20 protein-coding genes and 1 tRNA gene are annotated in these 26,905 nt (G+C 63.0%); 17 read left to right on the top strand and 4 right to left on the bottom strand.

Annotation, left to right across the window (positions count from 1 at the left end):
- Positions 1-1,339 precede the first annotated feature (1,339 nt).
- Complete coding sequence (locus ACQR50_RS03610; RefSeq protein WP_428969814.1) at positions 1,340-1,903, bottom strand: recombinase family protein; 564 nt, start codon at positions 1,901-1,903, stop codon at positions 1,340-1,342.
- 275 nt (positions 1,904-2,178) lie between these two features.
- On the opposite strand from ACQR50_RS03610, the gene ACQR50_RS03605 reads away from it, so the two are divergent.
- Genes ACQR50_RS03605 through ACQR50_RS03585 form a run of 5 tightly spaced genes read left to right on the top strand, consistent with a single transcriptional unit; the run spans position 2,179 to position 10,632 of the window.
- A complete protein-coding gene (locus tag ACQR50_RS03605) occupies positions 2,179-4,374 on the top strand; it encodes a type I restriction-modification system subunit M (RefSeq protein ID WP_428969813.1) in 2,196 nt (731 codons plus the stop codon).
- A complete protein-coding gene (locus ACQR50_RS03600; RefSeq protein WP_428969812.1) occupies positions 4,371-5,576 on the top strand; it encodes a restriction endonuclease subunit S in 1,206 nt (401 codons plus the stop codon). Before ACQR50_RS03605 ends, ACQR50_RS03600 begins: the two co-directional genes overlap by 4 nt.
- On the top strand, positions 5,573-6,184 hold the full coding sequence (locus ACQR50_RS03595) for a hypothetical protein (RefSeq protein WP_428969811.1): 612 nt from the start codon (positions 5,573-5,575) through the stop codon (positions 6,182-6,184). The genes ACQR50_RS03600 and ACQR50_RS03595 overlap by 4 nt, the downstream gene beginning before the upstream one ends.
- A gap of 3 nt (positions 6,185-6,187) precedes the next feature.
- Complete coding sequence (locus ACQR50_RS03590) at positions 6,188-9,274, top strand: type I restriction endonuclease subunit R (RefSeq protein WP_428969810.1); 3,087 nt, start codon at positions 6,188-6,190, stop codon at positions 9,272-9,274.
- The gene (locus ACQR50_RS03585; protein ID WP_428969809.1) at positions 9,271-10,632 is read left to right on the top strand and encodes a phospholipase D-like domain-containing protein; all 1,362 of its coding nucleotides are present in this window, start codon (positions 9,271-9,273) and stop codon (positions 10,630-10,632) included. The genes ACQR50_RS03590 and ACQR50_RS03585 overlap by 4 nt, the downstream gene beginning before the upstream one ends.
- A gap of 147 nt (positions 10,633-10,779) precedes the next feature.
- Here ACQR50_RS03585 and ACQR50_RS03580 read toward each other — a convergent pair whose 3' ends face one another.
- Both ACQR50_RS03580 and ACQR50_RS03575 read right to left on the bottom strand, forming a co-directional pair.
- Positions 10,780-12,387, bottom strand: a complete 1,608-nt coding sequence (locus ACQR50_RS03580) for a DUF6538 domain-containing protein (RefSeq protein WP_428970634.1) — start codon at positions 12,385-12,387, stop codon at positions 10,780-10,782.
- Between the two features lie 108 nt (positions 12,388-12,495).
- A tRNA-Ser gene (locus ACQR50_RS03575) sits at positions 12,496-12,585 on the bottom strand.
- 128 nt (positions 12,586-12,713) lie between these two features.
- Between ACQR50_RS03575 and hspQ the strand changes: the two genes are divergently transcribed.
- Positions 12,714-13,094 carry a heat shock protein HspQ gene (hspQ, locus tag ACQR50_RS03570; RefSeq protein ID WP_042486005.1) on the top strand — a complete coding sequence of 127 codons (381 nt, stop codon included), beginning with the start codon at positions 12,714-12,716 and terminating at the stop codon, positions 13,092-13,094.
- Positions 13,095-13,137: 43 nt separating this feature from the next.
- On the opposite strand, the gene ACQR50_RS03565 is transcribed toward hspQ, so the two are convergent.
- On the bottom strand, positions 13,138-15,738 hold the full coding sequence (locus tag ACQR50_RS03565) for a TonB-dependent receptor plug domain-containing protein (protein ID WP_428969808.1): 2,601 nt from the start codon (positions 15,736-15,738) through the stop codon (positions 13,138-13,140).
- A 306-nt stretch (positions 15,739-16,044) separates the two neighbouring features.
- Here ACQR50_RS03565 and rplU point away from each other — a divergent pair, with 306 nt between their 5' ends.
- The 11 genes from rplU to ACQR50_RS03510 all read left to right on the top strand — a co-directional run bounded on the left by rplU (position 16,045) and on the right by ACQR50_RS03510 (position 26,802).
- A complete protein-coding gene (gene rplU / locus ACQR50_RS03560; protein ID WP_007405484.1) occupies positions 16,045-16,344 on the top strand; it encodes a 50S ribosomal protein L21 in 300 nt (99 codons plus the stop codon).
- A gap of 43 nt (positions 16,345-16,387) precedes the next feature.
- On the top strand, positions 16,388-16,654 hold the full coding sequence (gene rpmA, locus ACQR50_RS03555; protein ID WP_042486007.1) for a 50S ribosomal protein L27: 267 nt from the start codon (positions 16,388-16,390) through the stop codon (positions 16,652-16,654).
- A gap of 180 nt (positions 16,655-16,834) precedes the next feature.
- On the top strand, positions 16,835-17,383 hold the full coding sequence (locus tag ACQR50_RS03550) for a GNAT family N-acetyltransferase (protein ID WP_428969807.1): 549 nt from the start codon (positions 16,835-16,837) through the stop codon (positions 17,381-17,383).
- A 504-nt stretch (positions 17,384-17,887) separates the two neighbouring features.
- A complete protein-coding gene (locus ACQR50_RS03545) occupies positions 17,888-18,319 on the top strand; it encodes a TadE/TadG family type IV pilus assembly protein (RefSeq protein WP_428969806.1) in 432 nt (143 codons plus the stop codon).
- On the top strand, positions 18,319-19,923 hold the full coding sequence (locus ACQR50_RS03540) for a pilus assembly protein TadG-related protein (RefSeq protein ID WP_428969805.1): 1,605 nt from the start codon (positions 18,319-18,321) through the stop codon (positions 19,921-19,923). Before ACQR50_RS03545 ends, ACQR50_RS03540 begins: the two co-directional genes overlap by 1 nt.
- Positions 19,924-19,984: 61 nt before the next feature.
- Positions 19,985-21,034: a GTPase ObgE gene (gene obgE, locus ACQR50_RS03535; protein ID WP_076715092.1), complete on the top strand. Its 1,050-nt coding sequence runs from the start codon at positions 19,985-19,987 to the stop codon at positions 21,032-21,034.
- 178 nt (positions 21,035-21,212) lie between these two features.
- Positions 21,213-22,313 (top strand): glutamate 5-kinase, encoded by a 1,101-nt coding sequence (gene proB, locus ACQR50_RS03530; protein ID WP_428969804.1) that lies wholly within the window; start codon positions 21,213-21,215, stop codon positions 22,311-22,313.
- Positions 22,310-23,206 carry an SDR family oxidoreductase gene (locus tag ACQR50_RS03525; protein WP_428969803.1) on the top strand — a complete coding sequence of 299 codons (897 nt, stop codon included), beginning with the start codon at positions 22,310-22,312 and terminating at the stop codon, positions 23,204-23,206. Before proB ends, ACQR50_RS03525 begins: the two co-directional genes overlap by 4 nt.
- Before the next feature lie 70 nt (positions 23,207-23,276).
- Positions 23,277-23,522 (top strand): acyl carrier protein, encoded by a 246-nt coding sequence (locus tag ACQR50_RS03520; RefSeq protein ID WP_058718202.1) that lies wholly within the window; start codon positions 23,277-23,279, stop codon positions 23,520-23,522.
- 22 nt (positions 23,523-23,544) lie between these two features.
- Complete coding sequence (gene spt / locus ACQR50_RS03515) at positions 23,545-24,807, top strand: serine palmitoyltransferase (protein WP_428969802.1); 1,263 nt, start codon at positions 23,545-23,547, stop codon at positions 24,805-24,807.
- A 75-nt stretch (positions 24,808-24,882) separates the two neighbouring features.
- A complete protein-coding gene (locus ACQR50_RS03510) occupies positions 24,883-26,802 on the top strand; it encodes an ATP-binding protein (protein WP_428970633.1) in 1,920 nt (639 codons plus the stop codon).
- Positions 26,803-26,905 lie beyond the last annotated feature (103 nt).

Raw genomic sequence — 26,905 nt, 5'->3', positions numbered from 1 at the left:
AGGAGACCGCGCGCCCGGAGCCGAAGGCTCTGGGTGCGTAGTATTCTCATGATTATAGTCTCTGATACAGTTGTCAGGATACGGTTCTCCAGTGTCGCTATCGGAGCCCTTGACGTCTCCTGTAGAGACCAACCCATCCACTGCTGAGACTGGTTGGTCTCCATTGGAGATCATCCTCCTTCGCCGCGAGCCTGCTCGTGCAGCAGACTTCCGCAGTTCCGGCGCGGAAGCTTCAAGCGCCCCAACATCTGGAGACGGGTTTACCCAGTATACGCGAATACGGGAGTTTGGCTGTGATCGACGCCGTATCAGTCCTCGGGTTTCCAGCGAACGTAACGCCTTCATCATGCGACTGCGGTCCATCGTCCGAGCGATGCCGCCATACATCCGATCACCTACGAGCAGAGCGTCTGCGCTGAACTTTGCCTCACGCTTTTTCCAGCCAGTGATGCGGTCTACAATCTGGATCAAGACGGCCGTCTCGTAAGGATCGAGGTACGGGAATACCTTTCGGGTCATGTGCTGGTAGAACTGGAGTTGGTCCAACACCGACATCGACTGGTCTGGTGAGATCGCCTCACCAACTTCCTCCCACGGCGACAGCTCATCATCGTAGAACTCGCTCACTCATACCCCCCGCCCTATTGCGCATTAGCTACGCAGATTTGGCCCCTAACCCCAATGACGAGTAGCTTCGGGCTGACCAGCTTCGTATCTATTGGTCCCTTGCGAGCCGCAAGGCTTCGGAGCGCGACAACTCGTCCAGGCTTATCTCTCGCGCCCATCGAGCCGCAGGGGCAGCGTCGTGCAACAGTTGCAACCAGCGTGCAGGGTGCCGAAAGCGGCGATGCAGGCAAAAATGGCACTGCTGGCAAACCGAGCGGACGCACATGGGCCGAAAATAATTTTCGGTGTGCAAGTGCAGCCGCTCACGGCGTCCGCAGATCGAGCACGATGTCGACCGTATAAGCCACCCCTGTAACTCTGCGACACGGGCTAATCGCCATCCCGCGATCCGCTCCTGACCGGTGGCTCCGTTATAGGGCCGTGGAAGTGGCCAGCCCCATCGCGGCAAGCGTCCTCCGGCTGCGAGCACCTCGTTTACTCGTAGTTCAAGCGCGACATCCGCCGGAGTTGCCGTAACCGGCAGCGGTGTATCATCGGTCACAGCTTGTCTGCATCGTCGTCGCTCGTCGGCGTATTGCATCGGCTTCGCGTCCGATTAGCACTCACAGTGCAGCCCTCTGGTGACGCATCTGCTGACGGCCCCGGAGATCGGTAGTGTGAGGGTCTTCCAGCGACGCGCTCAGATCGGCAAACAGGTGACTGGCGACTTCCATCAAGCGGCATCCTCCGAAAGCAATCTGTACACCGAGGCGCGGCCGACATTCAGCTTGGCAGCGATCTCCGAAGCGCCCAGCCCGGCGGCTCGTAGCTCGCGCATCTGAACCAGCTTGGCGCGGGCAGTAGGCACACGCCCAAGGTAACGTCCTTCCGCTTTTGCCTTCGCGATACCCGCGCGCTGTCGTTCTAGCATGGTGGTGCGCTCGAACTCCGCTACAGCAGCGAACATCGTCAGCAGCATCCGCCCTGTAGGCGACTTGGTGTCGACCTCGGACCCGCCAAAATCGAGAACGCGCAGAGATACGCCTTTGCGCTCCAATGTTGCGACGATGCCGAGGAGGTCTGTTGTTGACCGTGCAAGCCGATCCAGCCGGGTAACGACGAGCGTGTCTCCCTCCCGGACAAAGTCGAGGGCAGCATCCAACTCACCCCGGGCAGCCACGGACGACACCTGCTCGCGGAACAGTCGCGTGCAACCCGTTGCAACGAGCTTCTGTTCCTGCGCCTCGAAACCTGCGACCTGCTCGGCAGTGCTGGTGCGGCAATATCCAATCTGCATCGTGCTGTACCCATCCTCCCCCGGCAGCCTAGCCGAGTGGTAGACGAGGTCCAGAACGAAATAGGAACGAGAGTTGCCGCGTCACTGAGTGCGTCGCACTGGGGCCTAGAACCGACGAGAAAGCTTCTCAATGGGATGACAGGTACTCATGTGAGGCATCGCGGGACCGCACGCGCTCGTCTCACTGGGGCAAGGGTATATGAGAAATTCGACCATCAACTCGTGACACCGCACTACTCGAATGGCAGAACCTTCCCCCACTATGGGGATGAAATTTGCTTACTGAACGCCACAAGCTCGTCGCTGGAAAAATTTGGGAAATCGCAAACCGGCTGCGTGGCCCGTATCGCCCCCCGCAATACCGATTGGTCATGCTTCCGATGGTCGTGCTGCGCCGGTTCGATTGCGTGCTGGAGCCGACCAAGGATGCGGTGGTCGCCGAACATGCCCGGTTGATCGCAGCCGGGACGCCCGAACGGGCCATCCCGAAACTGCTAAGCAAGATCGTCGATCCGAAGCGTCGTCGCCAGCCGCTTTACAATACTAGCCCGTACACGTTCGCCAAGCTTCTGGACGACAGCGAGAACATCGCTCCCAATCTCGTCGCCTATATCAACGGCTTCTCGGACACGGCCCGTGCCATCTTTGATCGCTTCAAATTCAGCGAGCAGATCGAGAAACTCGACGCCAGCAACCGGCTATTCAACATCGTGAAAGCGATGGCCGATGTCGATCTGCATCCCGATGCGGGTATCGACAATCTCCAGATGGGCTATCTGTTCGAGCATCTCGTGATGCGCTTCAACGAGCAAGCGAATGAGGAAGCCGGGGACCACTTCACCCCGCGCGAGGTCATCCGGCTGATGACCCACCTCGTCTACACCGGCGAGGAGGATGTCTACAAACCGGGCGTCTATCGCGAGATTTACGATCCGGCCTGCGGCACCGGCGGCATGTTGTCCGTGTCGGAAGAAACCATCCGCGCGGGCAACGACAAGGCCAATCTTGGCCTGTACGGGCAGGAATATAACGACGAAAGCTGGGCGATCTGTTGCTCGGACATGCTCATCAAGGACGAGGATACCGACAACGTCGTCCTCGGCGACACGCTCGGCGACGGCAAGACGCGCGACGGATTTCCGGAAAAGAAGTTCCACTACATGCTCGCCAACCCGCCCTTCGGCGTGGAGTGGAAGGACCAGCAAAAGGTCGTCGCCAAGGAGGCGGAAGAGCTTGGCTTCGGAGGCCGCTTCGGCGCCGGCCTGCCCGCGATCAACGATGGCTCGCTGCTGTTCCTGCAACATATGATGTCGAAGATGCACCCCAGCCCGACCAAAGGCGGCGAAGGGTCGAAGATCGCGATCATCTTCAACGGATCACCGCTGTTCAGTGGCGATGCCGGGTCCGGCCCGTCCAATATCCGGCGCTGGATCATCGAAAATGACCAGCTCGATGCCATCATAGCGCTACCCGATCAGCTTTTCTACAACACGGGCATCTTCACCTACATCTGGCTTGTCACGAACCGGAAGCCGCCGGAACGGCGCGGCAAGGTCCAGCTCATCGACGGCACACGCTTCTTCCGCAAAATGACGAAGAGCCTCAACAACAAGCGCAACGAGCTGTCGGATGAGCCGGGCGGTCACATCGACCAGCTCACCAAGATTTACGACAATTTTCAGGATGGCGAGAAAGCGCGGGTCTGCACCGATGAGAAGGCCGGGACGTGGGAAGAGCGCGCCGTCAGCCGCATCTTTGAAAACCGCGAATTTGGCTTCCTGAAAGTCACGGTCGAACGCCCCCTGCGCCTGAATTTCGAGGCGACGGCCGAGCGGATCGCGCGGCTGAACGAGCAATCGACCTTCGTCAATCTGGCCGTGTCGAAGAAGCGTAAGGACGCCAAAGCCGTCGAAGCGGAAGAAGCCGACGGCCGCGCCCTGCAAGAGGCCATCCGGGAGATGCTCCGCACGCTCGCGGGCAACGGACTATACAAGGACCGGGACCGCTTCGAGGCGGCGCTGGAGGCCGCCGCGAAGCGCGAGAAACTCAAGCTGCCCACACCGATCAAGAAGGCGATCTTCGCGGCCCTGGGCGAGCGCGACCCCACGGCGGAAATCTGCCGCGACAGCAAGGGTCGGCCGGAGCCGGACAGCGAATTGCGCGATACCGAGAATATCCCGCTGCCCCCAGGAACCGCGCTGCCCCTGCCGATGAACTTCGGGCCGGACATGCCCAATGACGATCTGGTTGCGGCGATGAAACCCGCCATTGATGCCTATATCGTTGCCGAAGTGCTGCCCCACGTCCCCGATGCTTGGGTGGACTATGCCAAAACCAAGATCGGCTACGAAATCCCGATCAACCGGCATTTCTATGTCTACAAGCCGCCGCGCCCACTGAGTAAGATTGAGGCAGACATTACGGCGCTGGAAGGCGAGATTGCTAGCCTACTTAAAGGACTGGTGGCGTGATCTTTCCGACCACGCGGTTGCGGTTCACATGCTCATCGCCATTGAAATACGGCGCCAATGCCGCTGCGCAATTCGACAACCCGGAGTGGCCTCGCTTCGTACGAATAACAGACATTACCGATGATGGCCGGTTGAAAGATGAGACGTTCCGTTCGCTGCCCCCCGAAGAAGCCGAACCTTATCTGCTGGAAGATGGCGATCTGCTGCTCGCACGCAGCGGGTCGATCGGACGGTCTTTCATTTATCGCCCGGGGTGGGGAACGGTCTGCCATGCTGGCTATTTGATCCGTGCACGACTGTGCGAGAGCTTTGATCCGAAGTATGTTTTTTGGGCGCTCAACACATCCGACTATTGGGCGTGGGTAGAGAGCATCGCCATTCGCTCGACCATCCAAAATGTCAGCGCAGAGAAATATGCCGACTTCGCGGTTCCCACCCCGAAACTCGCAACCCAGAAGCGCATCGCCGCCTTTCTCGATGAAAAAACCGCACAGATCGACGGGCTGATCGCGAAGAAACAGGTGCTGCTGGAACGCCTCGCCGAAAAGCGGCAGGCGATCATCACCCAAGCTGTCACCAAGGGCGTCAATCCCGCCGCACCTTTGAAAGACAGCGGCATCGACTGGCTCGGTCAAATCCCTGCGCACTGGGAGGTTCGCTCACTCCGTTTCGCGGTGGAGAACCTGAACCGGATGCGCGTTCCCATCGCTGCCGAACTTCGCAAAGGGATTGAGCGGCTTTACCCCTACTACGGAGCGTCAGGCATCATCGACTATGTCGATGAGTATATTTTCGATTTCCCGACCGTCTTGGTTGCAGAGGACGGCGCGAACTTGCTTTCGCGCTCTACCCCGTTAGCGTTCTCCGCAGACGGACAATATTGGGTGAACAATCACGCCCATATTCTGCGACCCACAAGCCTCTCGATCTGGTTCTGCGCAGCCCTTCTGGCGCTTTACCCCCTAGACCCGCACATATCTGGCTCAGCTCAGCCGAAGCTGACCAAAGACGCGCTTATGTCGCTTCCTGTGTGGGTGCCGCCTCTCAAGGAGCAGGCTTCAATCGAAGAAGCCGTGATTGAGGACCTGTTGGCGATCGATCCAGTGCTAGAAAAATGCGCTGAGAGCGTTGAGAAGCTAGCCGAATATCGCTCCGCGCTCATCACCGCCGCCGTCACCGGCCAAATCGAGGGGTTGCGATGACCCTCGACGCATCCACATATTTCCGGCACCTCAAAGCCTATGTGAACAATCGGTACGTCGTTCACGACGGCGAAGGCGGGGAAGTCATTCTCAAAGAAAAGTATTTTCCGACGGGGGAAGCGCGTGCCCGAACCCGTAAGATCGTCCTCGGGCTGTCCGATTTAGGAATGGCGTTCAAACTCGACCACGATCAGGTTGAGCTACAGCGCAAGAAATCCAAGCCACCACTGTTCCATTTCCTCGACGACAACGGCAAGGCGTGGTCAAAACGCTGCGATTTCGTGATATTCCGCACGCATGGGCGCTCCTTCTTCGCTGACTGTATCGAGTTCAAAAGCAAGAGCATTAGCGCCGAAAATATCGTTCCGCAGCTCCGCGCGGGCGTGAACTGGTGCCGCAGCCTCAAGCGCACGATCGACCATTACACAGGCGACAGCCGGACGATCCGCGTGCGCAAATTCGTGTTCGGAACGAATGAAAACCCCGGCAATTATCTCGATGCGAATGGCCAATTAAATGCCGATCCGTCGATCCGCTATTATCATTTTGACGAAGTGAACGGCCGCTTGCTCGCCAATCTTCACAACAGCTCTGTCACGGAGATTTGAGCGATGACAGGCCACACCGAAAATGACTTCGAACATGCCATCGAATATGGCCTCATCACGAGCGGCGGCTACGCCAAGGGCGATCCCAAAGCCTATGACTCGGCGACCGCTCTATTCCCTGACGATGTGATCGGCTTCATCCGCGCCAGCCAGCCCGCGCGGTGGGAACAGCTAGAGGCGATGCTCAAGGATCGCACCGCCGCCACGGTCATCGACAGCCTGACCAAGGAACTGGCGAGCAAGGGTAGCCTGGGCGTGCTACGCCACGGATTCAAATGCTATGGCAAGACGCTGCGCCTTGCCTATTTCCGGCCCAATTCCGGGCTGAACCCCGAGAGCGCCGCGCGCTACGCCGCCAACCGGCTGACGATCACCCGGCAGGTCCGGTTCAAATCCGACGTTCTTAAACAACCGGACGGGCGCGCTCGCGAATGCGTGATCGACGTGGTGCTGGCGGTCAACGGACTGCCCGTCGTCACGGCGGAACTGAAGAATCCGCAGACCGGCCAGCGCGCCGAAGATGCCTGCACCCAATATATCCGGGATCGGGACGGACGCGATCTGCTGTTCCGCTTCAAGGAACGCGCGCTGGTGCATTTCGCGGTCGATCCCGACGAGGTGTGGATGGCGACGCAGTTGAAGGGGGAGGAAACCTATTTCCTGCCCTTCAATCGTGGACACAATCACGGCGCGGGCAATCCGCCGGTCGATGGCAATTGGAAAACCCATTATCTGTGGGATGAGGCGCTCCGCGCCAACAGCCTGCTCGATATTCTCCAGCGTTTCATGCACCTGGATGTCAGCGAACGAACGGTGGAGACGTCCACCGGCTTCCGCACGATCCGCAAGGAAGTGATGATCTTCCCGCGCTATCATCAACTCGACGCGGTGCGGAGCCTTGTCGGCCATGCGGCGGCGCATGGATCGGGACACAATTATCTGATCCAGCATTCGGCCGGGTCGGGCAAATCGAACAGCATCGCGTGGCTGGCCCACCGGCTGGCAACCCTTCACGACGCCAAGGATGAGAAGGTGTTTCATTCGGTGGTGGTCATCACCGATCGCCGCGTCCTCGATCAGCAGTTGCAGAACACCATCTATCAGTTCGAGCATAAGACCGGCGTGGTCGAGAAGATCGACGAAAACACGCAGCAGCTCGCCAAGGCGCTGTCGAACGGCACGCCGATCATCATCTCGACCATCCAAAAATTCCCCTTCATCTCACAGGCGATCAAGACGCTGGAGGCCAAGGGCGAAGGCGTGGCGATCGACACCCGCGATCGCCGCTTCGCCGTGATCGTGGACGAGGCGCATAGCTCGCAATCCGGCGACACGGTCGCGGCGCTCAAGGGCATTCTGAACAAGGACGGCATTGCCGACGCCATTGCGGCTCAGGCGGGCGACGAGGAGGACGACGATCTTTCGGAAGGGGCCAAGGCCGCGATCCGCCAGCAGATGCTGCAACGTGCCCGCCAGCCGAACCTGAGCTTCTTCGCCTTCACCGCGACGCCCAAATTCAAGACCAAAATGGTGTTCGACGAACCGGGACCGTCCGGCTCCGCGCCCTTCCACGAATATACGATGCGACAGGCGATCGAAGAGGGCTTCATCCTCGACGTTCTCCAAAACTACACCACGTATAAACGCTTCTTCGGGCTGGTGAAGCAGGTCGAGAATGACCGCGACGTCCCGAAGAAGAAGGCCGCGAAGGCACTGGGCCAATATCTGGAACTGCACCCGACCAACATCGGGCAGGTGGTTGCGATCATCATCGAGCATTTCCGCCTGCGCGTGATGCACGAACTGGGCGGCCGAGCGAAAGCGATGGTCGTCACCGGATCGCGCCTCTCCGCCGTCCGCTACAAGCAGGCGTTTGATCGCTATATCCGCGACAATGGCTATCAGGGCATCCGCGCGCTGGTCGCCTTTTCCGGTACGGTAGAGGACCCGGCCGATCCCGGTTCCGCCTTCACCGAAGTGGGCATGAATGACGGCTTGCCCGAACGGGAATTGCCGGAGCGGTTCGCGGGCGAGGATTACCGTGTGCTCATCGTCGCGGAGAAATATCAGACCGGGTTCGATCAGCCGCTGCTCCAGACCATGTATGTGGTGAAGAAGCTGGCTGGCGTTCAGGCGGTCCAGACGCTGTCCCGCCTCAACCGCACTGCACCCGGCAAGACACGCACGTTCGTTCTCGATTTCAACAACGAAGAGGCCGACATCTATAAGGCGTTCAAACCCTATTACGAGACGACGCCCGTTGGTGAAAATGCCGACCCCCAACGACTGAATGAACTGCATCACAAATTGCTGCAACCTGCTGTGTTCACCCCCGCCGATGTCGATAAATTTGCGGAGGTCTGGTTCAAGCGACGGCGCGATCATACAGGGCAGGATCACCGGACGATGAACGCAGTTCTCGACCGCTCGGTTGACCGCTTCAACAGGCTGGAAGAGGCCGCTCAGGAGGAGTTTCGCGGACAAATGACCGCGTTCAACAACCTCTATTCCTTCCTGTCGCAGATTATGCCCTATTTTGATGAGGGGCTGGAGCGGCTCTATGCCTTCCTTCGCAACCTATCGCCCAAACTTCCCCGGCCGGGCGATGGATCGAAATTCACGCTCGACGACGATGTCGCGCTAAAATTCTTCCGGCTCAGTCAGGTGAACGACGGCACCATTGATTTGACGCAGGGCGACGCACTGCCGCTCAAGGGGCCGACCGATGTTGGCACCGCTCGCGAGAAGGATACCGAAGTCGCCCTGTCCTCGCTAGTCGAGAAGCTGAATGAGCGGTTCGGGACTGATTTCACCGAAGCCGACCAGCTCTTCTTTGATCAGGTGCGGGCCACGGCTGAGCGCGATGAGAAAGTGGTCGAGGCTGCCCAAGCCAACAACTTCGCGAATTTTTCCGCCTTCTTTGGCCGCCTCCTCGAAGATTTGTTCATCGACCGCATGGAGGGAAATGAGGAGATCTTCGGCCGTGTGATGAAGGACCGGAGCTTTCGAGGTGCCGCTCAGGACCACATCGCGCGCGAGGTCTACGAGCGCATTCGTAAGACTGAAGCGCAGCAAGTGGGTGAAGAATGAAGCTCGTTCTGGGCGGCATCAATGGCACCTATCTTCGCAATTTCATCGAGCAGGCCAGTCAACCGGTCGATGGCAAACTACAAACCGAAGCTGTCTGGGCGGCGGTCGCTTACGCGACAGACACGGGGCTTCTTTTCGATTGGTGCTGGGACAAAGGCGTGCCGCTTCGCTTCTGGGGGCGGCTGGACGACGAAGTCGCCGTCACTGTTGGCGTTCTCAACAGTTTCCTTTCTCGGCGATCACCGAACTTCGTCTGCAAACTTGTACAGCATCATCATGCGAAGGTGATTTGGTGGCGCGGGTTCGGGGTATATATCGGATCGGCAAACCTGACGTCGAAAGCTTGGTATAAGAATGTCGAGGCAGGCTGCTTCTTCCCAGAAGCAGAGATCGACGACGAATTAGACCGCCAGATTTCTGACCTGTTCGCTCAGCTTGATGCACAAGCTACGCCGTTGACCGAGGAGCTTCGGGATTGGATGATCGCACGAGCCAAGAAGCTGGCCGCGACGAAGTCTGATCCAAGCCCCTTCTGGCAGCACCCGAGTATCAAGCAGTGGTCGGGCCTAGTTCGGACAGCCCCCAAGGCGGCAAGTGATCGACAACGGCAGGCGTTCTTAAATGAATGGCGCTCGACGCTTCAAACGCTTCGAGACATTGGTGCTACTGTCAGCCAGATTGGGAACAGGCCAGCGTGGGTTAATCCAGAAGCAGCGGCGGGCGCTCAAGCCGATCAATTTCTTCATGCGCACTATTACATGCGTACGTTCGATGGCCGCCGAGCCGACTTCGAACGCTATTATGAGCAGTTCCGCCTAAATCCCGCGAAAGGTCTGAACGAAGCGGTAGAATGGTGGAAGGCGTCTGCCGAATTAGAACAGGAGGCGATTGCGATCAACGAGACTGCACCTCGTCTGCGCGACGCGCTTCGCCCCGAAAGCCTAGCTCGAATGACGCTTTCGGAGTTTCGAGAGGTCGCGGGACACATCCACGCGATGCGTGAATATTCGCGTCGCGTCGCAAACCGTACCGTCGGCCTTCCCTCTACTGGAACCCAATATTCGATCCCCGAAAAGCTAGATGCACTCACGAAGCACATCTGGACGAGCCGCACCGCATCAGGCGCATCGGTCACTGAGGTGATCCAGCACATCCTATACGGCGGTCCAATTGATTTGCTCCCCGATCGCTTGTGGGACGCGATCTCCGAGCCATCTTGGAAGCTCGATTGCATGGGCGTATCCGCCTATGGCGAACTCGTCGGATGGGCAATGCCCGACCGCTTCCCGCCACGAAACGGCCGAACTTCGAAGGCCCTCCGCTCATTGGGGTATGATGTTCGCGTACATGTCGGCTAGTTGGTCACTAGGCAATGCAACCCGTTGCAGGGTAATGGGGTTTAAAGCCTAAATTAAGCGTCTGACTTGTACGGAGTAAAATCCGCACAGTTTACACGACGACCTGCAGAACTCCGCCAAGTCTCGCAGCTTGGTGAACTACCCACGTCAGCATCCGTCAAACGGCATCTCGTATTTTGGAAGGAGAGACACTTCACGTAACGTTGCCTCCGGCGAAACGTCTCCGTATCCTTCCCCTTCGGTCCTCGGCGCGTGACCCTGAATTCGATCCCTTATCTCCGGGTCCATCCGCACATTCCGACTGACTGTTTTGAACCGATGCCGCCATCCGTGATTGGGCTGAACATCGGGATCATCGACACCGATTTCTCGCACCCAATCAGCCAGAAATTCGCCGACCTTCTTAGACTGCGGATTTTCGTCCGACCCTCCCCTACGCCGCAAGGGGTCGAAAAAGAGGTAACCCGTGGCCTTGCCTGCAACCGCTGGAAAACCCTGTTCAACGAGATGGGGATGCAAGGCCACGGTCCGCGCAATATGATTTTTGACTGATCCAGCCTCCGGCGTGATGTGGATCGTCCAGATACCATCAACCTTGGCGACGTCCTCAGCGCGAAGCTGAGTGATCTCGTTCACACGAGCGCCGGTGTAGGCACATATCCAAGGCACCCAGCGCCGGGCCAGTACGCGCTCCGAGGACAGCCGGGGCGGCGGCGGCGTGAGCGTCGCCTTCAAAATCAGGTTGGCCTCCACGTCAGTCAAACCCGGTCCACGCTTGCGAACCTTCTTCGCTCCACGCACGCGGGTGGTCTCGGCAGGATTGATAGGCAGCTTGCGGTTCTCGACAGCCCAACGGAGCGTGGTTTTCAACGCCGAGAGATACGTCTCCCCGACAGTCTTGGCGCTCAGCCCGGAACCATCTTTGCCAGCTTTGTGAAGGAGGTGGTCCTTCCATGCCACGACATCTTCCGGCGTCACCTTGGCCGCGTCATCATGCCCGACGAACGCCACGAAAGCCGATAGCTGACGCCGCCACGCCTTGATTGTGGCCGCAGCGGGCTTACGCTCTTTGGCATAGCCGTCGAACAGCCCCATCATAGATACAGGCGTCCGAGCCATTCGTTCGCGTTGGCGCTCCGCATCCAACCGATATTGCTCAGGCGAAAAGGTGTCGTCCAACACGCGGACGGGATCGCCATTAGCCTCCTGCGCGAAGCGACGCGCCGCCTCCATCTGCCCGCGACCAACAAGTTTTGTCAGTCGACGGTGCAACGGGGTGCTAGGAGCGATCTGCCAACCGAAACGCTCTATCAGCGCCTCGACGATCCAATCGGTCATCATGGCGCTTTCACTGCCAATCCTCATTCCGGCGGCGGCGTCTCCCGATAGGGCATCATAATCCCGCATAAGGTCGACCGCCCGATCTTCATCGGTGATCGTATTCACCTCATCGACCAGACGACCGACACGCTCCGCGAACCACAGACGCACGCCTTCTTCGGCTTCTTCCGCTGTCGGCTCTCGCTTGATGGTATCGAGAACGACGGCTGGCGATCTGGTGCCGGTCACCTCGGCCAGCAGGCGGTCAAACTTTTCCAGTTCGCGGGCGAGCAAGTGCCGAGCCTCGGAAATGCTGCCTGTCCCCAAGGACGTCAGAACCTCGGTTTTCCCGAAGGCGGCACGAGCACGCTTGGGCACGCCCCGCCGAAAGACGAGATACTCACCGCGCCGATACAGGTAACGATGCCCCTTCACCCGCTTCAAGGATTTCTCCCCTTTTTGTAGCAGATTTTGTAGCAAGCATCGCCGCAGAAAGCCCCGTTTTCAAGGCTTTTGAGGCTTATCAGCAGCTTGTCAGGTAAGTGGCGGAGAGGGAGGGATTCGAACCCTCGGTACCGTTGCCGGTACGCCGCATTTCGAGTGCGGTGCATTCGACCACTCTGCCACCTCTCCGCGAGGACGATCCGGGCGGTGGAAAACCGCCGGGGCTGATCGATTGGAGGCGCGCTGTTAGATCAGCTTTTTGCGCATTGCAAGCGCCTAAACTTGTGCGGCGCGACAAAGACATTAAATCATGGGGCATGGACCTGACCGACACCCTCCCCCTCACCTCGCGCCTGGACGTGGAGGCTCCGATGATCGCAACCGCACGGTTCGCGATCGGGGATGTCGTGCGGCATCGCATGTTCGATATTCGCGGCGTCATCTTCGACGTCGACCCCGTCTTCGCCAATAGCGACGAATGGTATGACGCAATCCCCGAACAGATTCGCCCGGCCAAGGACCAGCCCTTCTACCACCTGCTCGCCGAGAACGCCGAATCGAGCTATGTCGCCTATGTCAGCCAGCAGAACCTGCTGCACGACGATAGCGACGAACCCATCGAGCATCCTGCCATTGCGGGCCTGTTCACCGGCTATGCCGATGGGCGCTATCTGCTGAAGCGCGAACACCGGCATTGATGACAGGCGGCCGGGACATGTGCCCCGGCCGCCCGCGCGCACCTCAGAAATTCACCGACGCTCGCGCATAGAGGAACCGGCCGTTGAAGCCGAAGGGCGACAGGCTGGAATAGGGCAGGAAATAGTTGTTGACGCCGAACGTCCCACCGACGGGCGAGCGGGTCGGGTAGATGTCGAACAGATTGTCCGCGCCGATCGCCAGTTCCAGCGCCTCGATCGGCTTCACCCGAATCTCGGCATCGGTGATCCATTTGGGAGCCAGGGTGAAGTCGCCCGCCCCCGCACCCGGCGCGATCGCCAGATCGGTCGCCGTGCCCGCCGAGAAGACGGTGCCATAACGATTGGTGCGGATCGTCGCCGATACGCGGCCTAGTTCATAATCGGCGCCCAGGTTGATCTTGCTGTTGGGCTGCCCCTTGGTCAGGCGATAGCTTTCCGCGCGCCCGAAGACGAGCAGGCCCGGCAACGAGGGGAGCGAGGCACGCCCGGTGATCGCCTGTTCGTTATAGTTGAACCCGGCGGTCAGGCTGACCCGCCCATAACCGAAATCGGGCACGCGATAGGTGGCGATCACGTCCACGCCCTGCGTCTTGGTGTCGACGCCGTTGACGAAGAAGCGCGCCGAGTTGACGCCCGCAAAACCCTGCGCCCGCAACAGCGCGTTGACGGCGGCGCCTTGCAGATTCTCGCTGAGCACGATGCGGTCGCGAATGCGGATCTGGTAATAGTCCGCCGTCACGTTGAAGCCGGGAATCGGATCGAAGGTCAGGCCGCCGCCGAAATTGGTCGCCTTTTCGGGCTGGAGCGGCTTGGAACCCAGCGCGATCGCCAGCGGGCTCGACACCGGCACGGTCAGGATCTCCAGCAGCGTGCCCGCGACATTGTTGGTCGACGAGGTGCTGAAATATTGCTGTGCCAGGCTGGGCGCGCGGAAACCGGTCGAGATCGAGCCGCGCACCGCGACTCCGGGGAAGAGTTGCAATCGCCCGGCCAGCTTGCCGTTCACCGTGTCGCCGAAATCCGAATAATGCTCGTACCGGCCCGCCGCCTGGACGGACAGGGCGTCGTTCACCTCCGCATCCAGTTCGACATAACCCGCAAAGCTGTTGCGCGCGACGTCGATCGCGTTGGACGGGCGGAAGCCGGGGAAGACCTGCGCCCCGCCGGGTGCGCCGTTGGGCACGAACGGACCGTTGACATAGCTGGCCGGATTGCCCGCCTTGATGCTGAAATTCTCACGCCGGACCTCGCCGCCCGCCGCAAAGCCCAGCGAATTCATGAAGCCCACGTCGAAGCGGTGGCTGAGGTCGAAATTGCCGACGATCTGGCCGAACCGGATGCCGCCCGCGTAGAAATTGCGCGGACTGTCCGCCCCGCCCAGCGAGGTGTTGAAGCTGTTCTCGACCGAGTAATCGAGCGAGTTGGCGCCGTAAACGACCGACAGATCGGCGTTCCAGCCATCGGCGATCTCCCCCTTCACCCCGACCGCGCCGGAATAGTCGGCGATCTCGGACCGGATGAACGGCAGGAAGCCGTTGGCATAATAAGGCACGAAGGTCGTCGTCGAGGCAGACCAGTCGCGGTTGCGCGAGTCGTTGGGCCGCCGGAAGAAACCCGCGCCCAGTCCGTCGCGAATGCCGTAAGAGCCGAAGGTATAGAGGTCGAACTGCCCGCCAAGCGCCGTACCCGCATTCACGAACAGGTTCATGTCGCGCGTCTTGCCGTCGCCATAGGCATGGTTGAAGCGGTTGGCGGTCAGCTCCCGCGCATCGCCCGCAAAATATTGACGGCGGGGGTCGGCGGCGGCGCGCTGGGTGGGATCGCGATCGCGGAACTGGCTGGAAAAGACGAAATAGCCGTCCGGCCCCATCGGCAGGCCGATCGACGAGGCGAGCGTCAGCGTATCGCCATCATGGCGCACCCGGTCGTCGCCGGAATAGTTGAGACCCAATATGTCGTTGGCGCGGTTGGTGCCCCCCGACACCGCGATCACCGGATTGCCCGCCGCATCGGTCTGGACGCCGAGCACATCCTTCACCCCGTCCATGCTGGTGCGATATTGGCCATAGGTGATCGAGCCGCGCACACCCTTTCGCTTGGAGAGCTGGATGTTGATGACGCCCGCGATCGCATCGGACCCATAGAGCGAGGACGCGCCGTCGCGCAGGATCTCGATCCGGTCGATGGCGATGGGAATGATCTCGTTCAGATCGACCGCGCCCGACCCGCGCCCGACCGATCCGTTCAGGTTGAGCAGCGCCGCCTGATGCCGTCGCTTGCCGTTGACCAGCACCAGCGTCTGGTCCGGCGCCAGCCCGCGCAGCGTCGCGGGGCGCAGCGAGTCGGTGCCGTCGGTGATCGAAGGCTGCGGGAAGTTGAACGACGGCACCAGCTGGTTCAGCAGCTTGTTCGTCTCGGTATAGCCCGCATTGGTCAGTTGCTCGCCGCCGATGACGTCGACGGGCACCGGGCTGTCGGCGAGGGTTCGGCCCGGAATGCGGCTGCCGGTCACGACGACCGTGTCCTGCGACTCCGCCCCCTCCTGCTGGGCCGGTACCGGTTCGGCAACCTGGGCCGTGGCGGGCATCGCCAGGCAAAGCCCCGACACGGAGGCAAGCAGGATCGTGGCGTGAGATATCCGCATCAAATTCCCCTTTTTTGATACAGAGCGGTCATCGTGCCGCCCCCGATGATCAGAATATGACCCGAAGCGACGCCCGCAATTCCCATTTCAATCGTTTCACAATTTTGTCATGCCATTGTTGCTGCGGTGCAACATCGCCAGAATAGGACCAATCCGGTCAATCCGGCCTGCTCCTCACCGGAACGGCAAAACCGGGTGAAATACAGAATCCCCGGTTGACAATCCGGCCACCTTTGCCTAGCTGGCCGTTCTTTCCCGACGGGCATTCCCGCGCGGGAGCCATGTATTTGGGAAGTGATAACAGCCATGTTCGCAGTCGTGCGCACGGGCGGCAAGCAGTATCGCGTCGCCGCCGGAGATAAGATCGTCGTCGAAAAGATCGAGGGCGAAGCCGGCGCGTCGGTGACGCTGGGTGACGTTCTGCTGGCGGGCGAAGGCTCGGAGCTGAAGGCCGTCGACGGCATCACCGTTGCCGCCGAGATCATCGCTCAGGCGAAGGCCGACAAGGTCATCGTTTTCAAGAAGCGCCGTCGCCACAACTATCGTCGTCGCAACGGCCATCGTCAGCAGCACACGATCCTGAAGATCGTGTCGGTCGGCGCCTGAATTTCAGCCGCGCCACCCCAACGAAATCCAGGAGTAGTTCGCAATGGCACATAAGAAAGCAGGCGGTTCGTCGCGTAACGGTCGTGATTCGGCCGGCCGTCGCCTTGGCGTGAAGAAGTTCGGTGGCCAGGAAGCCATCGCCGGCAACATCCTCGTGCGTCAGCGCGGGACGAAGTTCTATCCGGGTCGCAACGTGGGCATGGGCAAGGACCATACCCTGTTCGCGCTCGTCGATGGCCGCGTCGCGTTCCACGAAGGCAAGCTTGGCCGTAAATTCTGCTCGGTCGAACTGGCCGCAGCGGCCGAATAATCGGGCAACCGCGCCGGGTTGCCCACCAGGGTGACCCGGGTTCCGCGCAGGAACCAGCAAAAAAGGGAGACGGGTCACCCCGGCTCCCTTTTTTCATGCTCCCTCCACCGTTTGGGCCAATGTCGCCGTCCCGTCATGGGCGTGTGGCAAGCGCCCGACGCGACGAGGAGTTGTCGAGTGATGTTCGCGCGGACCCCAAGATTGTTGTTGCGGCCAGCCTGGCCGGAAGATGCCGCCGCCCTGACCCAGGCCATCGGCCATGAAGCCGTCGCCCGCATGGCGGCGCGCGTCCCCCATCCCTACACCATCGGCGATGCCGAACAGTGGCTGGCCCGGCCCTGCGGCCCGACCGAACCGCAATTCCTGATCACCGCGCTCGATCGCGGCGGCGCACCCGAATTGATCGGCGGGATCGCGATCATCGCGGGCGATACCGGCCATGAACTCGGCTATTGGCTGACACCGGCGGCCTGGGGTCGCGGCTATGCGACCGAGGCAGGCCATGCGGTCGTCGCCATGGCACGCCACGCCCTGCCCATCGCGCGACTCGGGGCGTGGCACTTCGCCGACAATCCCGCCTCGGGCCGGGTGCTGACCAAGCTCGGCTTCCGCCCCACCGGCCACCGCATGGCCCGCGCCTCGGCCGGGCGCGACACGCTGTCGCCCAGCCTCCATTATGCGCTGGACCTGGAAGACGAGCGAACTCCCGCGATGCCGCTCGCGGCCTGAGTGACGCGAGGCCCGAATCCCTGCCCATCAAGGGAGGGATTCGGGCAAAGCCGGAACGACCAAGTCGCTGGCCGCCAGCCGCGGCGTCGCCAGGACATGCCGCCCTTCCGCCAGTTTCCTTCTTGCGGGCAGAGGATCGACGCCCGGAGGTGGCAGCCATGCTTGTGCGAGGCGCCCAATGAGCGATGATCCTTGACACCCCCCGACATTCCAACACCGTTGATCCAAACCAATTGCAGGCCGATCCGGCGACTGAAGTTGAAAGCGGCGATTCGCAGTATAACGATTTCGTTACGCCACCGTCATGCCCGAATCGGTCAAGACCAAATCACAGGACGATGGCTATCAAGCCACTTTAGTCACTGATTCACATCATAATGTCGAAATTGATACCTGATACGGCATGGTAATAGACCGATAAGGATTCAACACTCTACTTGGGTCAGAACTTCAATTCTACCGCAGGAAGGGAAACCTTCGGTGTCTTGTTCCATCGGTCGATCCGTGTCGCGTAATCGTCAACGTCTCGCTCCGACCCCGCTCCCGCGTGACCGGCGGGGCGCCGCGCTGATCGAATTTGCGCTGGTCCTGCCGATCCTGCTGACGATGCTGATGGGGATCGTCAGCTTCGGCGAGTATTTCCTGACCGCGCATCTGGTCCAGCAGGCCGCCAACGACGCCGCCCGCGCCGCATTGGCGGGCATGAGCGCCACCGAGCGCAAGGGCATCGCCGTCGACACCGCGAAGCGGATGATCGATTCGACCGGCATTCTGCGCAGCAGCCGGGGGCAAGTGGACGCGGTCGAGGTCGACAATATAATGACCGTGTCGATCCGCTACGACGCCACGTCCGATCCGCTGCTCAACCTGCCCTTCGTCCCTACCCCGGGCCGCACGATGACCGCCAAGGGTATCGCGATGATCGGCGGGCTGTGATGCGCAGGCTGTGGGGCGATCGGCGCGGTGCGGTGAGCATCCTGACCGCGATCATGACCATGGCCCTGATCGGCTTTTCCGCATTGGGGGTCGATATCGGCATGCTGACCCTGTCGCAGCGCCGCTTGCAGGGCATCGCCGACGAGGCCGCTTTGGCGGCGGCCTCGTCCAGCCCCGATCGGCGCGAGGAAGCGATTCGCCGTCTGCTCGCCGCCAATGGGCTGAACGACGTGACCAGCACCATCACGCCGGGTCGCTACCGCGCGGATGCCGCGATCGCGCCGCAGGACCGATTCATGCCGGGCGCCGATGCCGGAGCGTTACGTGTCGCGCTCCGCCGCCCCGTCCCCTTGTTCTTCGGGCGGGTGCTGACCGGGCGCAATACCGCGCCCGTCTCCGCTCGGGCGGTGGCGCGGCGGATCGACATGGCCGCCTTTTCGCTCGGCACCCGATTGGTCAACGTGTCGGGCGGATTGCCCGGTGCGCTGCTCAATGGACTGGCGGGCAGCGACCTGTCGCTGTCGATCGGCGATTATCAGGCGCTGGTGGGCGCACAGGTCGACCTGCTGCCCATGATTCAGGGGCTGGGCACGAAGATCGGCCTGACCGGCGCCAGTTTCGACACGATCCTGGCCGCCGACGTCACGCTGCCGCAGTTGCTGGGCGCCATGGCCGATGCGACCGGCAAGCCGGATGCAGCGGGCATATTGCGGCGGATAGCGCTGCGCGTACCGGGATCGAAGGTCCCGCTGACCCGGCTGGTCGATCTGGGGCCGCTGGGGAATACGGCCAGGGTGCCGTCGCGCGATCTGATCGGGGTCGACGCCTATGCGATGCTGCGCGAATCGCTGTCGGTCGCCAACGGGCAGCGACAGGTCGCGTTGAACCTGGGCGGTTCGATCAAGGGGCTGCTGTCGACCAGGATCCTGGTCGCGATCGGCGAGCGACCGGCCAGCACGCCATGGCTGGCGGTGGCGCAGGACGGCTCGACCATCGTGCGGACCGCGCAGCAACGGTTCCTGATCGACACCGAGATCGGCGTTCCCCTGCTCGCCAATATCCGTCTGCCGATCTTCGTCGAGACCGCGGCGGCCCAGGCCCGGTTGAACAGCGTCTCCTGCGCTGGCCCCGTGCAGACGGTGACGATCGACGCCCTGCCCTCCCCCGGCACGCTGGCCATCGCCCAGGTCGACCAGAGCCGCTTCGACGATATGAGCCGTTCGCCCATCACCGGCCAGACCGTGCTGCTCCAGCTGCTGCTGGCGCGGGTCTGGGGCTATGCCAAGCTCGATCTGGCGAGCGACAGCGCATGGCAACAGGTCCGTTTCGATCAGGACGACATCAGCCAGCGGACGACCAAGACGGTCACCGCCAATTCGGCGTTGCGCGGGATCGCCGCGTCGCTGATCCAGCAGGTGACGTTGCGGCTGGAGGGGTTCGACCTGTCGGGGCTGACCGGGATCGTCGGGGCGGCGCTGACGCCGGTCGCCCCGATACTCGATGCGCTGATCGGCGATCTGACCGAGTTGCTGGGCCTGCATGTCGGCCAGGCGGACGTGACGGTCAACGGTGTGCGATGCGGCGCGGCCACGCTGGTCGCCTGATCGTCCCCGTCATAAACGGCCGGGCTGGTCAGTCGGCGCGGTCAGCGGTAAAGGCGGCGCCATGCATTTTCTCGATCAGGCCAAGATTTTCGTCCGTTCCGGCGCGGGCGGCCCCGGTGCCGTATCCTTCCGCCGTGAAAAGTTCATCGAATATGGCGGTCCCGACGGCGGCAACGGCGGCAAGGGCGGCGACATCGTCTTCGAGGCGGTGGCGGGCCTGAACACCCTGATCGACTTCCGCTACACCCAGCATTTCCGGGCGCCGCGCGGGCATGGCGGTTCGGGTTCGAACCGCACTGGCGGCGGTGGCGAGGACCTGGTCATCAAGGTGCCGGTCGGCACCCAGGTCCTGTCCGAGGACAAGGAAGAGGTGCTGCTCGACTTCACCAAGGTCGGCCAGCGCGAGGTGTTCCTGCGCGGCGGCGACGGCGGACGCGGCAACGCGACCTACAAGACCTCGACCAACCGCGCGCCGCGCCAGCACGGCACCGGCTGGCCCAGCGAAGAAGCGTGGGTCTGGCTGCGCCTGAAGCTGCTCGCCGATGCGGGGCTCGTCGGCCTGCCCAATGCGGGCAAGTCGACCTTCATCAACGCGGTGACCAACGCGCAGGCCAAGGTCGGCGCCTATGCCTTCACCACCACCCGGCCGCAGCTGGGCGTGGTGCGGCATCGCGAGCGCGAGTTCGTGGTCGCCGACATTCCCGGCCTGATCGAGGGGGCCGCGGACGGGGCCGGGATCGGCGACCGCTTCCTGGGGCATATCGAGCGGTGCCGCGTGCTGCTCCATCTGGTCGACGCCAATGACGCGGACGTGGCCGAAAGCTATCGCATCGTGCGCGACGAGTTGGAGGCTTATGGCGCGGGCCTGATCGACAAGCCGCACATCATCGCGCTCAACAAGATCGACACGCTCGACGACGAACTGATCGAGGCGCTGTCGGCCGAACTGGCCGAGGCGAGCGGCGCGGACGTGATCCCGCTGTCGGGCGCGGCGGGCATCGGCGTCGACTGGGTGCTCGACAAGCTGCTGGAGCAGATGGGTCCGGGGGCGGATGCGGTGCCGGAGAACGATCAGGGCGAGGACGAGATTACGTGGTCGCCGCTGGGCTGATGCGTCGGGTGGCGGGCTCGGTGAGACACCCGACCCTCCCCCATCCCCTCCCGCCTGCGGGAGGGGAGCGATACCTGGCGAGCTGTTCGCGCTTTCTTCTCCCCTCCCGTAAACGGGAGGGGCCGGGGGAGGGAAAAGAGCCTCGCAGAGACCGACAATCGTGGCACTCCACTCCACAATGATCTTCCCCCCCACCACCTGCCAGCGCCTGATCGTCAAGGTCGGCTCGGCCCTCCTTGTCACGCCCGAGGGCGAGGTCCGTCGCCACTGGCTGACCGGGCTGGTCGCCGACATCGCCGCACGGGTACGCGCGGGGCAGCAGATCGCGATCGTCTCGTCCGGCGCGATCGCACTGGGCGCGCGTCGGCTGGGCCTGCCCAAGGGTGGCCGGGCGAGCCTGGAGGATGCGCAGGCCGCCGCCGCGACCGGCCAGATCGCGCTGAGCCAGGCCTGGGCGGAATTGTTGCACGCGGAAAACCTGACCGCCGCGCAGATGCTGGTGACGCTCGACGATCTGGAGGATCGCCGCCGTTATCTGAACGCCGCCGCGACGTTGAATCGGCTGCTGGGTCTGGGCGTGGTGCCGGTCATCAACGAGAATGACAGCGTCGCCACCGAAGAAATCCGCTTCGGCGACAATGACCGGCTCGCCGCACGGGTCGGACAGGCGGCGGGCGCGAACGGCGTGCTGCTGCTCTCCGACGTGGACGGGCTGTACGACTCGAACCCGCACACCAATCCGGATGCGCGCCATATCGAGCGGGTCGAGCGCATCGACGCGGTCAGCGGCATGGCCGATGGCGGCTCCGCCTCGGGCATGGGATCGGGCGGCATGGTGTCGAAGATCGCCGCCGCGCGCATCGCGGTCAGCGCCGGCGCGCATCTCGCCATCGCATCGGGCCGGATCGACCATCCGCTGTCGACGCCTGCGCGCCATACGATCTTCGTTGCCGAGAAGAGCGCACCCGCCCGCAAGGCGTGGCTGGCGGGCGGGCTGACCGCGCGCGGTGCGATCACGGTCGATGCGGGCGCGGCCAAGGCGCTGGCCGAGGGCAACAGCCTGCTCGCGGCGGGCGCCACAGCCGTGCAGGGCCATTTCGCGCGCGGCGACCTCGTCACCGTCGAGGGACCGAACGGCACCATCGCACGGGGCCTCAGCGAATATGATTCGACCGAGGCGCGCGCGCTGATCGGCACCCGCTCGGACCAGCAGGCCGAGATACTGGGTCACGCCCCGCGCGCCGCGCTGATCCATCGCAACCATCTGGCCCTGCTATGATCGTCGCGGTGACGGGAGCGACCGGCTTCGTCGGTCGTGCGGTGGTGGACCGTGCCGCCGGGTCCGGCCTGACCCTGCGCGCGCTGACCCGCCGGGCGCAGCCGTCGCGCGCCGGGATCACCTGGATCGCGGGGGCGCTCGACAAGCCCGACAGCCTCGCCACGCTGGTCGAGGGGGCCGACGCCGTGCTGCATATCGCGGGCGTGGTGAACGCCCCCGACCGCGAAGGCTTTGTCGCGGGTAATGTCGACGGCACGCGCGCCATGGTCGAGGCGGCGAAAGCGGCCGGGATCCAGCGCTTCGTCCATGTTTCCTCGCTGTCGGCACGCGAGCCCGACCTGTCCGTCTATGGCTGGTCCAAGCGACAGGCCGAGGATGTGGTGACGGACAGCGGCCTCGACTGGACGATCGTCCGGCCGAGCGGCATCTATGGTCCGCACGATACCGAGTGGCTGGACGTGTTCCGCACCGCCAGGCTCGGCCTCGCCTTCATGCCGCCGCCGGGCAAGCTGTCGCTGATCGCCGTCGAGGATTTCGCGCGGCTGCTGACCACGCTGGTCGCCACCGATGGCCCCCGCGCGGTGCTGGAGGTCGATGACGGGCAGGTCCTGACCCATGCCGAACTCGCCCAGGCGATGGGCGCGGCGGTCGGACGGCGGGTGATGACGCTGCACCTGCCCAAGGGGCTGCTGAGCCTGGGCGCGACGATCGATCGCAAACTGCGGGGGCCGGGCGCCAAGCTGACCGCCGACCGGGTCGGCTATCTCTGCCACCCCGACTGGACCGCCGACCCCACCCTGCGGCCCGACCCGGCGCTGTGGGAACCCGCCATACCGCTCGCCAAGGGGTTGGCCGATACGGCACGGTGGTATCGCGCCAATGGCTTGCTATAGCAGCAAGACCCGCGCGGTCGAAAAGCCGCCGCATTTGGGTGCCACTGGGCGCCCGACTGAAAGGATCATCATGAGCGACCGCCAAGCCATTTTCGATACCGTCGCGGCCCAGATCGCGCCCTTCAACAAGAAGGGCGTCGCGCTGACCGAGGCGACGACCTTCCAGGGCGACCTGGAGTGGGACAGCCTGACCGTGATGGATTTCGTCGCCGCGATCGAAGACGAGTTCGACATCATCATCACGATGAACATGCAGGCCGAGATCGAGAATGTCGGCCAGCTGGTCGACGCGGTCGAAAAGCTGAAGCAAGCCTGATCGCCTTCAAACGGACACCGACATGACCGAAGCCGCTGCCCAACCCCACGCCCTTCCTGCCGACGCCCCCGTCGTGGCCCCCGAGCGCGACCTGCTCTTCAAGTTCGACGGCCTGATCGCCGAGCGGCAGGCGCTGCTCGACTCAGGGGTCACCGATCCCTTCGCGATCGTGATGGAACAGGTGAAGTCGCCCACCGAGGCGGTGATCCGCGGCAAGGACACGATCCTGCTCGGCACCTATAATTATATGGGCATGACCTTCGACGCCGACGTCATCGCGGCGGGCAAGGACGCGCTGGAGAAGTTCGGCTCGGGCACGAACGGCAGCCGGATGCTCAACGGCACCTTCCACGACCATATGGACGTCGAACAGGCGCTGCGCGAGTTCTACGGCACGACCGGCGCGATCGTCTTCTCGACCGGCTATATGGCGAACCTGGGCATCATCTCGACGCTGGCGGGCAAGGGGGAATATGTCATCCTCGACGCCGACAGCCATGCGTCCATCTATGACGGCTGCCAGCAAGGCAATGCCGAGATCGTCCGCTTCCGCCACAATTCGGTCGAGGATCTCGACAAGCGGCTCGGCCGCCTGCCCAAGGAACCGGCCAAGCTGGTCGTGCTGGAGGGCGTCTATTCGATGCTGGGCGATATCGCCCCGCTGAAGGAGATGGTCGCCGTCGCCAAGAAGCATGGCGCGATGGTGCTGGTCGACGAGGCGCACTCGATGGGCTTTTTCGGCCCCAACGGGCGCGGCGTGTACGAGGCGCAGGGGCTGGAAGGCCAGGTCGATTTCGTCGTCGGCACCTTCTCCAAGTCGGTCGGCACGGTCGGCGGCTTCGTCGTGTCCAACCATCCGAAGTTCGAGGCGGTTCGCCTGGCCTGCCGTCCGTACATCTTCACCGCCTCGCTGCCCCCCTCGGTCGTCGCGACCGCCGCGACCTCGATCCGCAAGCTGATGACCGCGCACGAAAAGCGCGAGCGGCTATGGTCGAATGCGCGCGCCCTGCACGGCGGGCTGAAGGCGATGGGCTTCCGGCTGGGCACCGAGAATTGCGACAGCGCGATCGTCGCGGTCATCCTGGAGGATCAGGAACAGGCGGTCATCATGTGGCAGGCGCTGCTCGACGGCGGGTTGTACGTGAACATGGCGCGTCCGCCCGCAACACCGGCGGGCACCTATCTGCTGCGCTGCTCGATCTGCGCCGAGCATACGCCGGAACAGATCCAGACGGTGCTGGGCATGTTCCGCGCCGCCGGTCAGGCGGTCGGCGTCATCGCCTGATACCATCGTCGGGCCGAGTGCCGTGTCGGCCCGACTTTACAATATCCGACCGTCGAGGATAGCGTCGCGCCCGTGATGGATCAGGACGAGCTTGGCGGGGTCGGCCGGTGGCGGACCTTTGCGCTGATCGCGATGGCGGTGGCGGGTGCGGTGACGCTGGCCATGCTCGTGATCACGCTGGGCCATGCCAATCGCGAGCGCGACCGCGCGCTGGAGCGGCAGAGCCACAGCTATGACGTGATGATCGCCGCCCGCACGCTGGCGGGCACCATCGCCCGGTCCGAGGCGTCGCTGGGCCGCTACGTCATCTCGGGTGACCGCAAGCTGGGTCAGCTCTATCAGGACGAATGGACGACGGCGGGGGTCCAGCTCGACCGGCTGGACCGGATGATCGAGGACCAGCAGCAGCAACGCCTGATGGACCAGCTCCGCCAGGCCTATGGCACGCGCGGCCGTGAATTGTCGACGATCGCGCTGTCGACCACCTACCACCTCAACCGTCAGGCCTATGGTCTCTATTACCAGGCCCGCCAGGCCGAGGCGCTGCTGAAGATCAACGATCTGCTCGCCCGGCTGACCGATGGCGAGCGGGTGCTCCTGCAACAACGCTCCGAAGCCGCCGAGGAGACGATCCAGCACTCCAACCGGATCGCGGGCGGGCTGGTGGTGTTCGGCATCGTGCTGGTGCTGGGCGGCATCGCGCTGGCCTGGATCATCGTCGGCGCGGTCAGCGAGCGGGCCCAGGCCCATGCCGAAGCGCGCGCCGAACGCGCCCGGGCCGAGGAACTGGCCAGCGCGGTCGAGGTCGCCACCGAGGAGCTGAAGGTTCAGGAAGCCAAGCTGCGGCAGGCGCAGAAGATGGACGCGCTGGGCCAGCTGACCGGCGGGATCGCACATGATTTCAATAACATGCTGGCGGTCGTGCTGGGCGGGCTGGAACTCGCCCGCCGCACCCGGTCGCCCGATGACATGGCGCGCCATCTGGAGAGCGCGACCGAAGGCGCACACCGCGCCGCCGCGCTGACCCGCCGCCTGCTGATGTTCAGCCGCGAAGAGGCGCTGGCCCCCGAGACACTGGTGCCGCGCCGTCTGGTCGAGGGCATGCGCGACCTGCTCGACCGGACGCTGGGCGACGGGGTGAAGGTGACGATCCAGGACTGGACGACCGGATGGACGCTGTTCGGCGATCGCACCCAGATGGAAAATGCGATCCTGAACCTGGCGGTCAACGCCCGCGACGCGATGGACGGGCGCGGCGAGCTGACCATCCGCACCGCCGAGATGAAGATGGGGCCGCATGCCCTGCCACGCGGCGAGGCGGGCGATTATGTGGTGCTGTCGGTCGCCGATACCGGCGAGGGCATGACGCCCGAGGTCATCGAACGGGTGTTCGAACCCTTCTTCACCACCAAGCCCGCGGGCAAGGGCACCGGGCTGGGGCTCAGCCAGATTTTCGGGCTGGTCGGCCAGATGGGTGGCGACGTGACCATCCAGAGTGCACCGGGCAAGGGCACGACGGTCAATCTCTATCTGCCCCGCCACTCGGCCCCCGCCCCCGCCTTGCCGGTCGAGGCCGCGCCGGTTGCGGCCGAAACCGAGGCCGAGGCGAACGACGCGCTGCGCATCCTGCTGGTCGAGGACGATCCCCGCGTGTTGGCCGCGACGATGAGCGCGCTTCGGGAACTGGGCCACGACCCGATCCCCTGCAACGACCCGCGCGAGGCGGAGGGACTGCTGGCGCGGCATCCCGGCATCCGATTGATCGTGTCCGACGTGCTGATGCCCCATCTGACCGGCCCCGAACTGATCGCCACGATCCGCCCGAGCCATCCCGATCTGGCGGTGCTGTTCGTCACCGGCTTTGCGGGCGATGCGCAGGCCACGGGGTTCGAGGGGCATGAGGTGTTGCGCAAGCCGTTCACCCTGGCCGGGCTGGAACGTGCGGTGGCGGCGGCGTTGAAGCGGGCGGAAGGGCCGGTCTGCGCCGCGGCTTGAGGTTGGCGGCGTAGCCGTCGACGAAAACACCCCAAAAACGAAGGGGGTGACGCGCCCTGCCCGCCCCCGTATAGCCATGGCCGTTTTATCGCGCGAGTGATGC

Source organism: Sphingomonas sp. Xoc002 (assembly GCF_050408055.1).
GTDB lineage: Bacteria > Pseudomonadota > Alphaproteobacteria > Sphingomonadales > Sphingomonadaceae > Sphingomonas > Sphingomonas yabuuchiae.
Note: the sequence above shows the minus strand (reverse complement) of the source record. Positions and strands in the feature narration are given on the sequence as shown.

Excerpts from the sequence above, each read along its gene's own strand:
- ACQR50_RS03540 (WP_428969805.1), top strand. The coding sequence starts at position 18,319 with ATGCGCAGGCTGTGGGGCGATCGGCGCGGTGCGGTGAGCATCCTGACC.
- ACQR50_RS03510 (WP_428970633.1), top strand. The coding sequence starts at position 24,883 with ATGGATCAGGACGAGCTTGGCGGGGTCGGCCGGTGGCGGACCTTTGCG.
- hspQ (WP_042486005.1), top strand. The coding sequence starts at position 12,714 with ATGGACCTGACCGACACCCTCCCCCTCACCTCGCGCCTGGACGTGGAG.
- proB (WP_428969804.1), top strand. The coding sequence starts at position 21,213 with ATGATCTTCCCCCCCACCACCTGCCAGCGCCTGATCGTCAAGGTCGGC.
- ACQR50_RS03525 (WP_428969803.1), top strand. The coding sequence starts at position 22,310 with ATGATCGTCGCGGTGACGGGAGCGACCGGCTTCGTCGGTCGTGCGGTG.
- spt (WP_428969802.1), top strand. The coding sequence starts at position 23,545 with ATGACCGAAGCCGCTGCCCAACCCCACGCCCTTCCTGCCGACGCCCCC.
- ACQR50_RS03595 (WP_428969811.1), top strand. The coding sequence starts at position 5,573 with ATGACCCTCGACGCATCCACATATTTCCGGCACCTCAAAGCCTATGTG.
- ACQR50_RS03610 (WP_428969814.1), bottom strand. The coding sequence starts at position 1,903 with ATGCAGATTGGATATTGCCGCACCAGCACTGCCGAGCAGGTCGCAGGT.
- ACQR50_RS03520 (WP_058718202.1), top strand. The coding sequence starts at position 23,277 with ATGAGCGACCGCCAAGCCATTTTCGATACCGTCGCGGCCCAGATCGCG.
- ACQR50_RS03590 (WP_428969810.1), top strand. The coding sequence starts at position 6,188 with ATGACAGGCCACACCGAAAATGACTTCGAACATGCCATCGAATATGGC.
- obgE (WP_076715092.1), top strand. The coding sequence starts at position 19,985 with ATGCATTTTCTCGATCAGGCCAAGATTTTCGTCCGTTCCGGCGCGGGC.
- ACQR50_RS03585 (WP_428969809.1), top strand. The coding sequence starts at position 9,271 with ATGAAGCTCGTTCTGGGCGGCATCAATGGCACCTATCTTCGCAATTTC.
- rplU (WP_007405484.1), top strand. The coding sequence starts at position 16,045 with ATGTTCGCAGTCGTGCGCACGGGCGGCAAGCAGTATCGCGTCGCCGCC.
- rpmA (WP_042486007.1), top strand. The coding sequence starts at position 16,388 with ATGGCACATAAGAAAGCAGGCGGTTCGTCGCGTAACGGTCGTGATTCG.
- ACQR50_RS03550 (WP_428969807.1), top strand. The coding sequence starts at position 16,835 with ATGTTCGCGCGGACCCCAAGATTGTTGTTGCGGCCAGCCTGGCCGGAA.
- ACQR50_RS03565 (WP_428969808.1), bottom strand. The coding sequence starts at position 15,738 with ATGCGGATATCTCACGCCACGATCCTGCTTGCCTCCGTGTCGGGGCTT.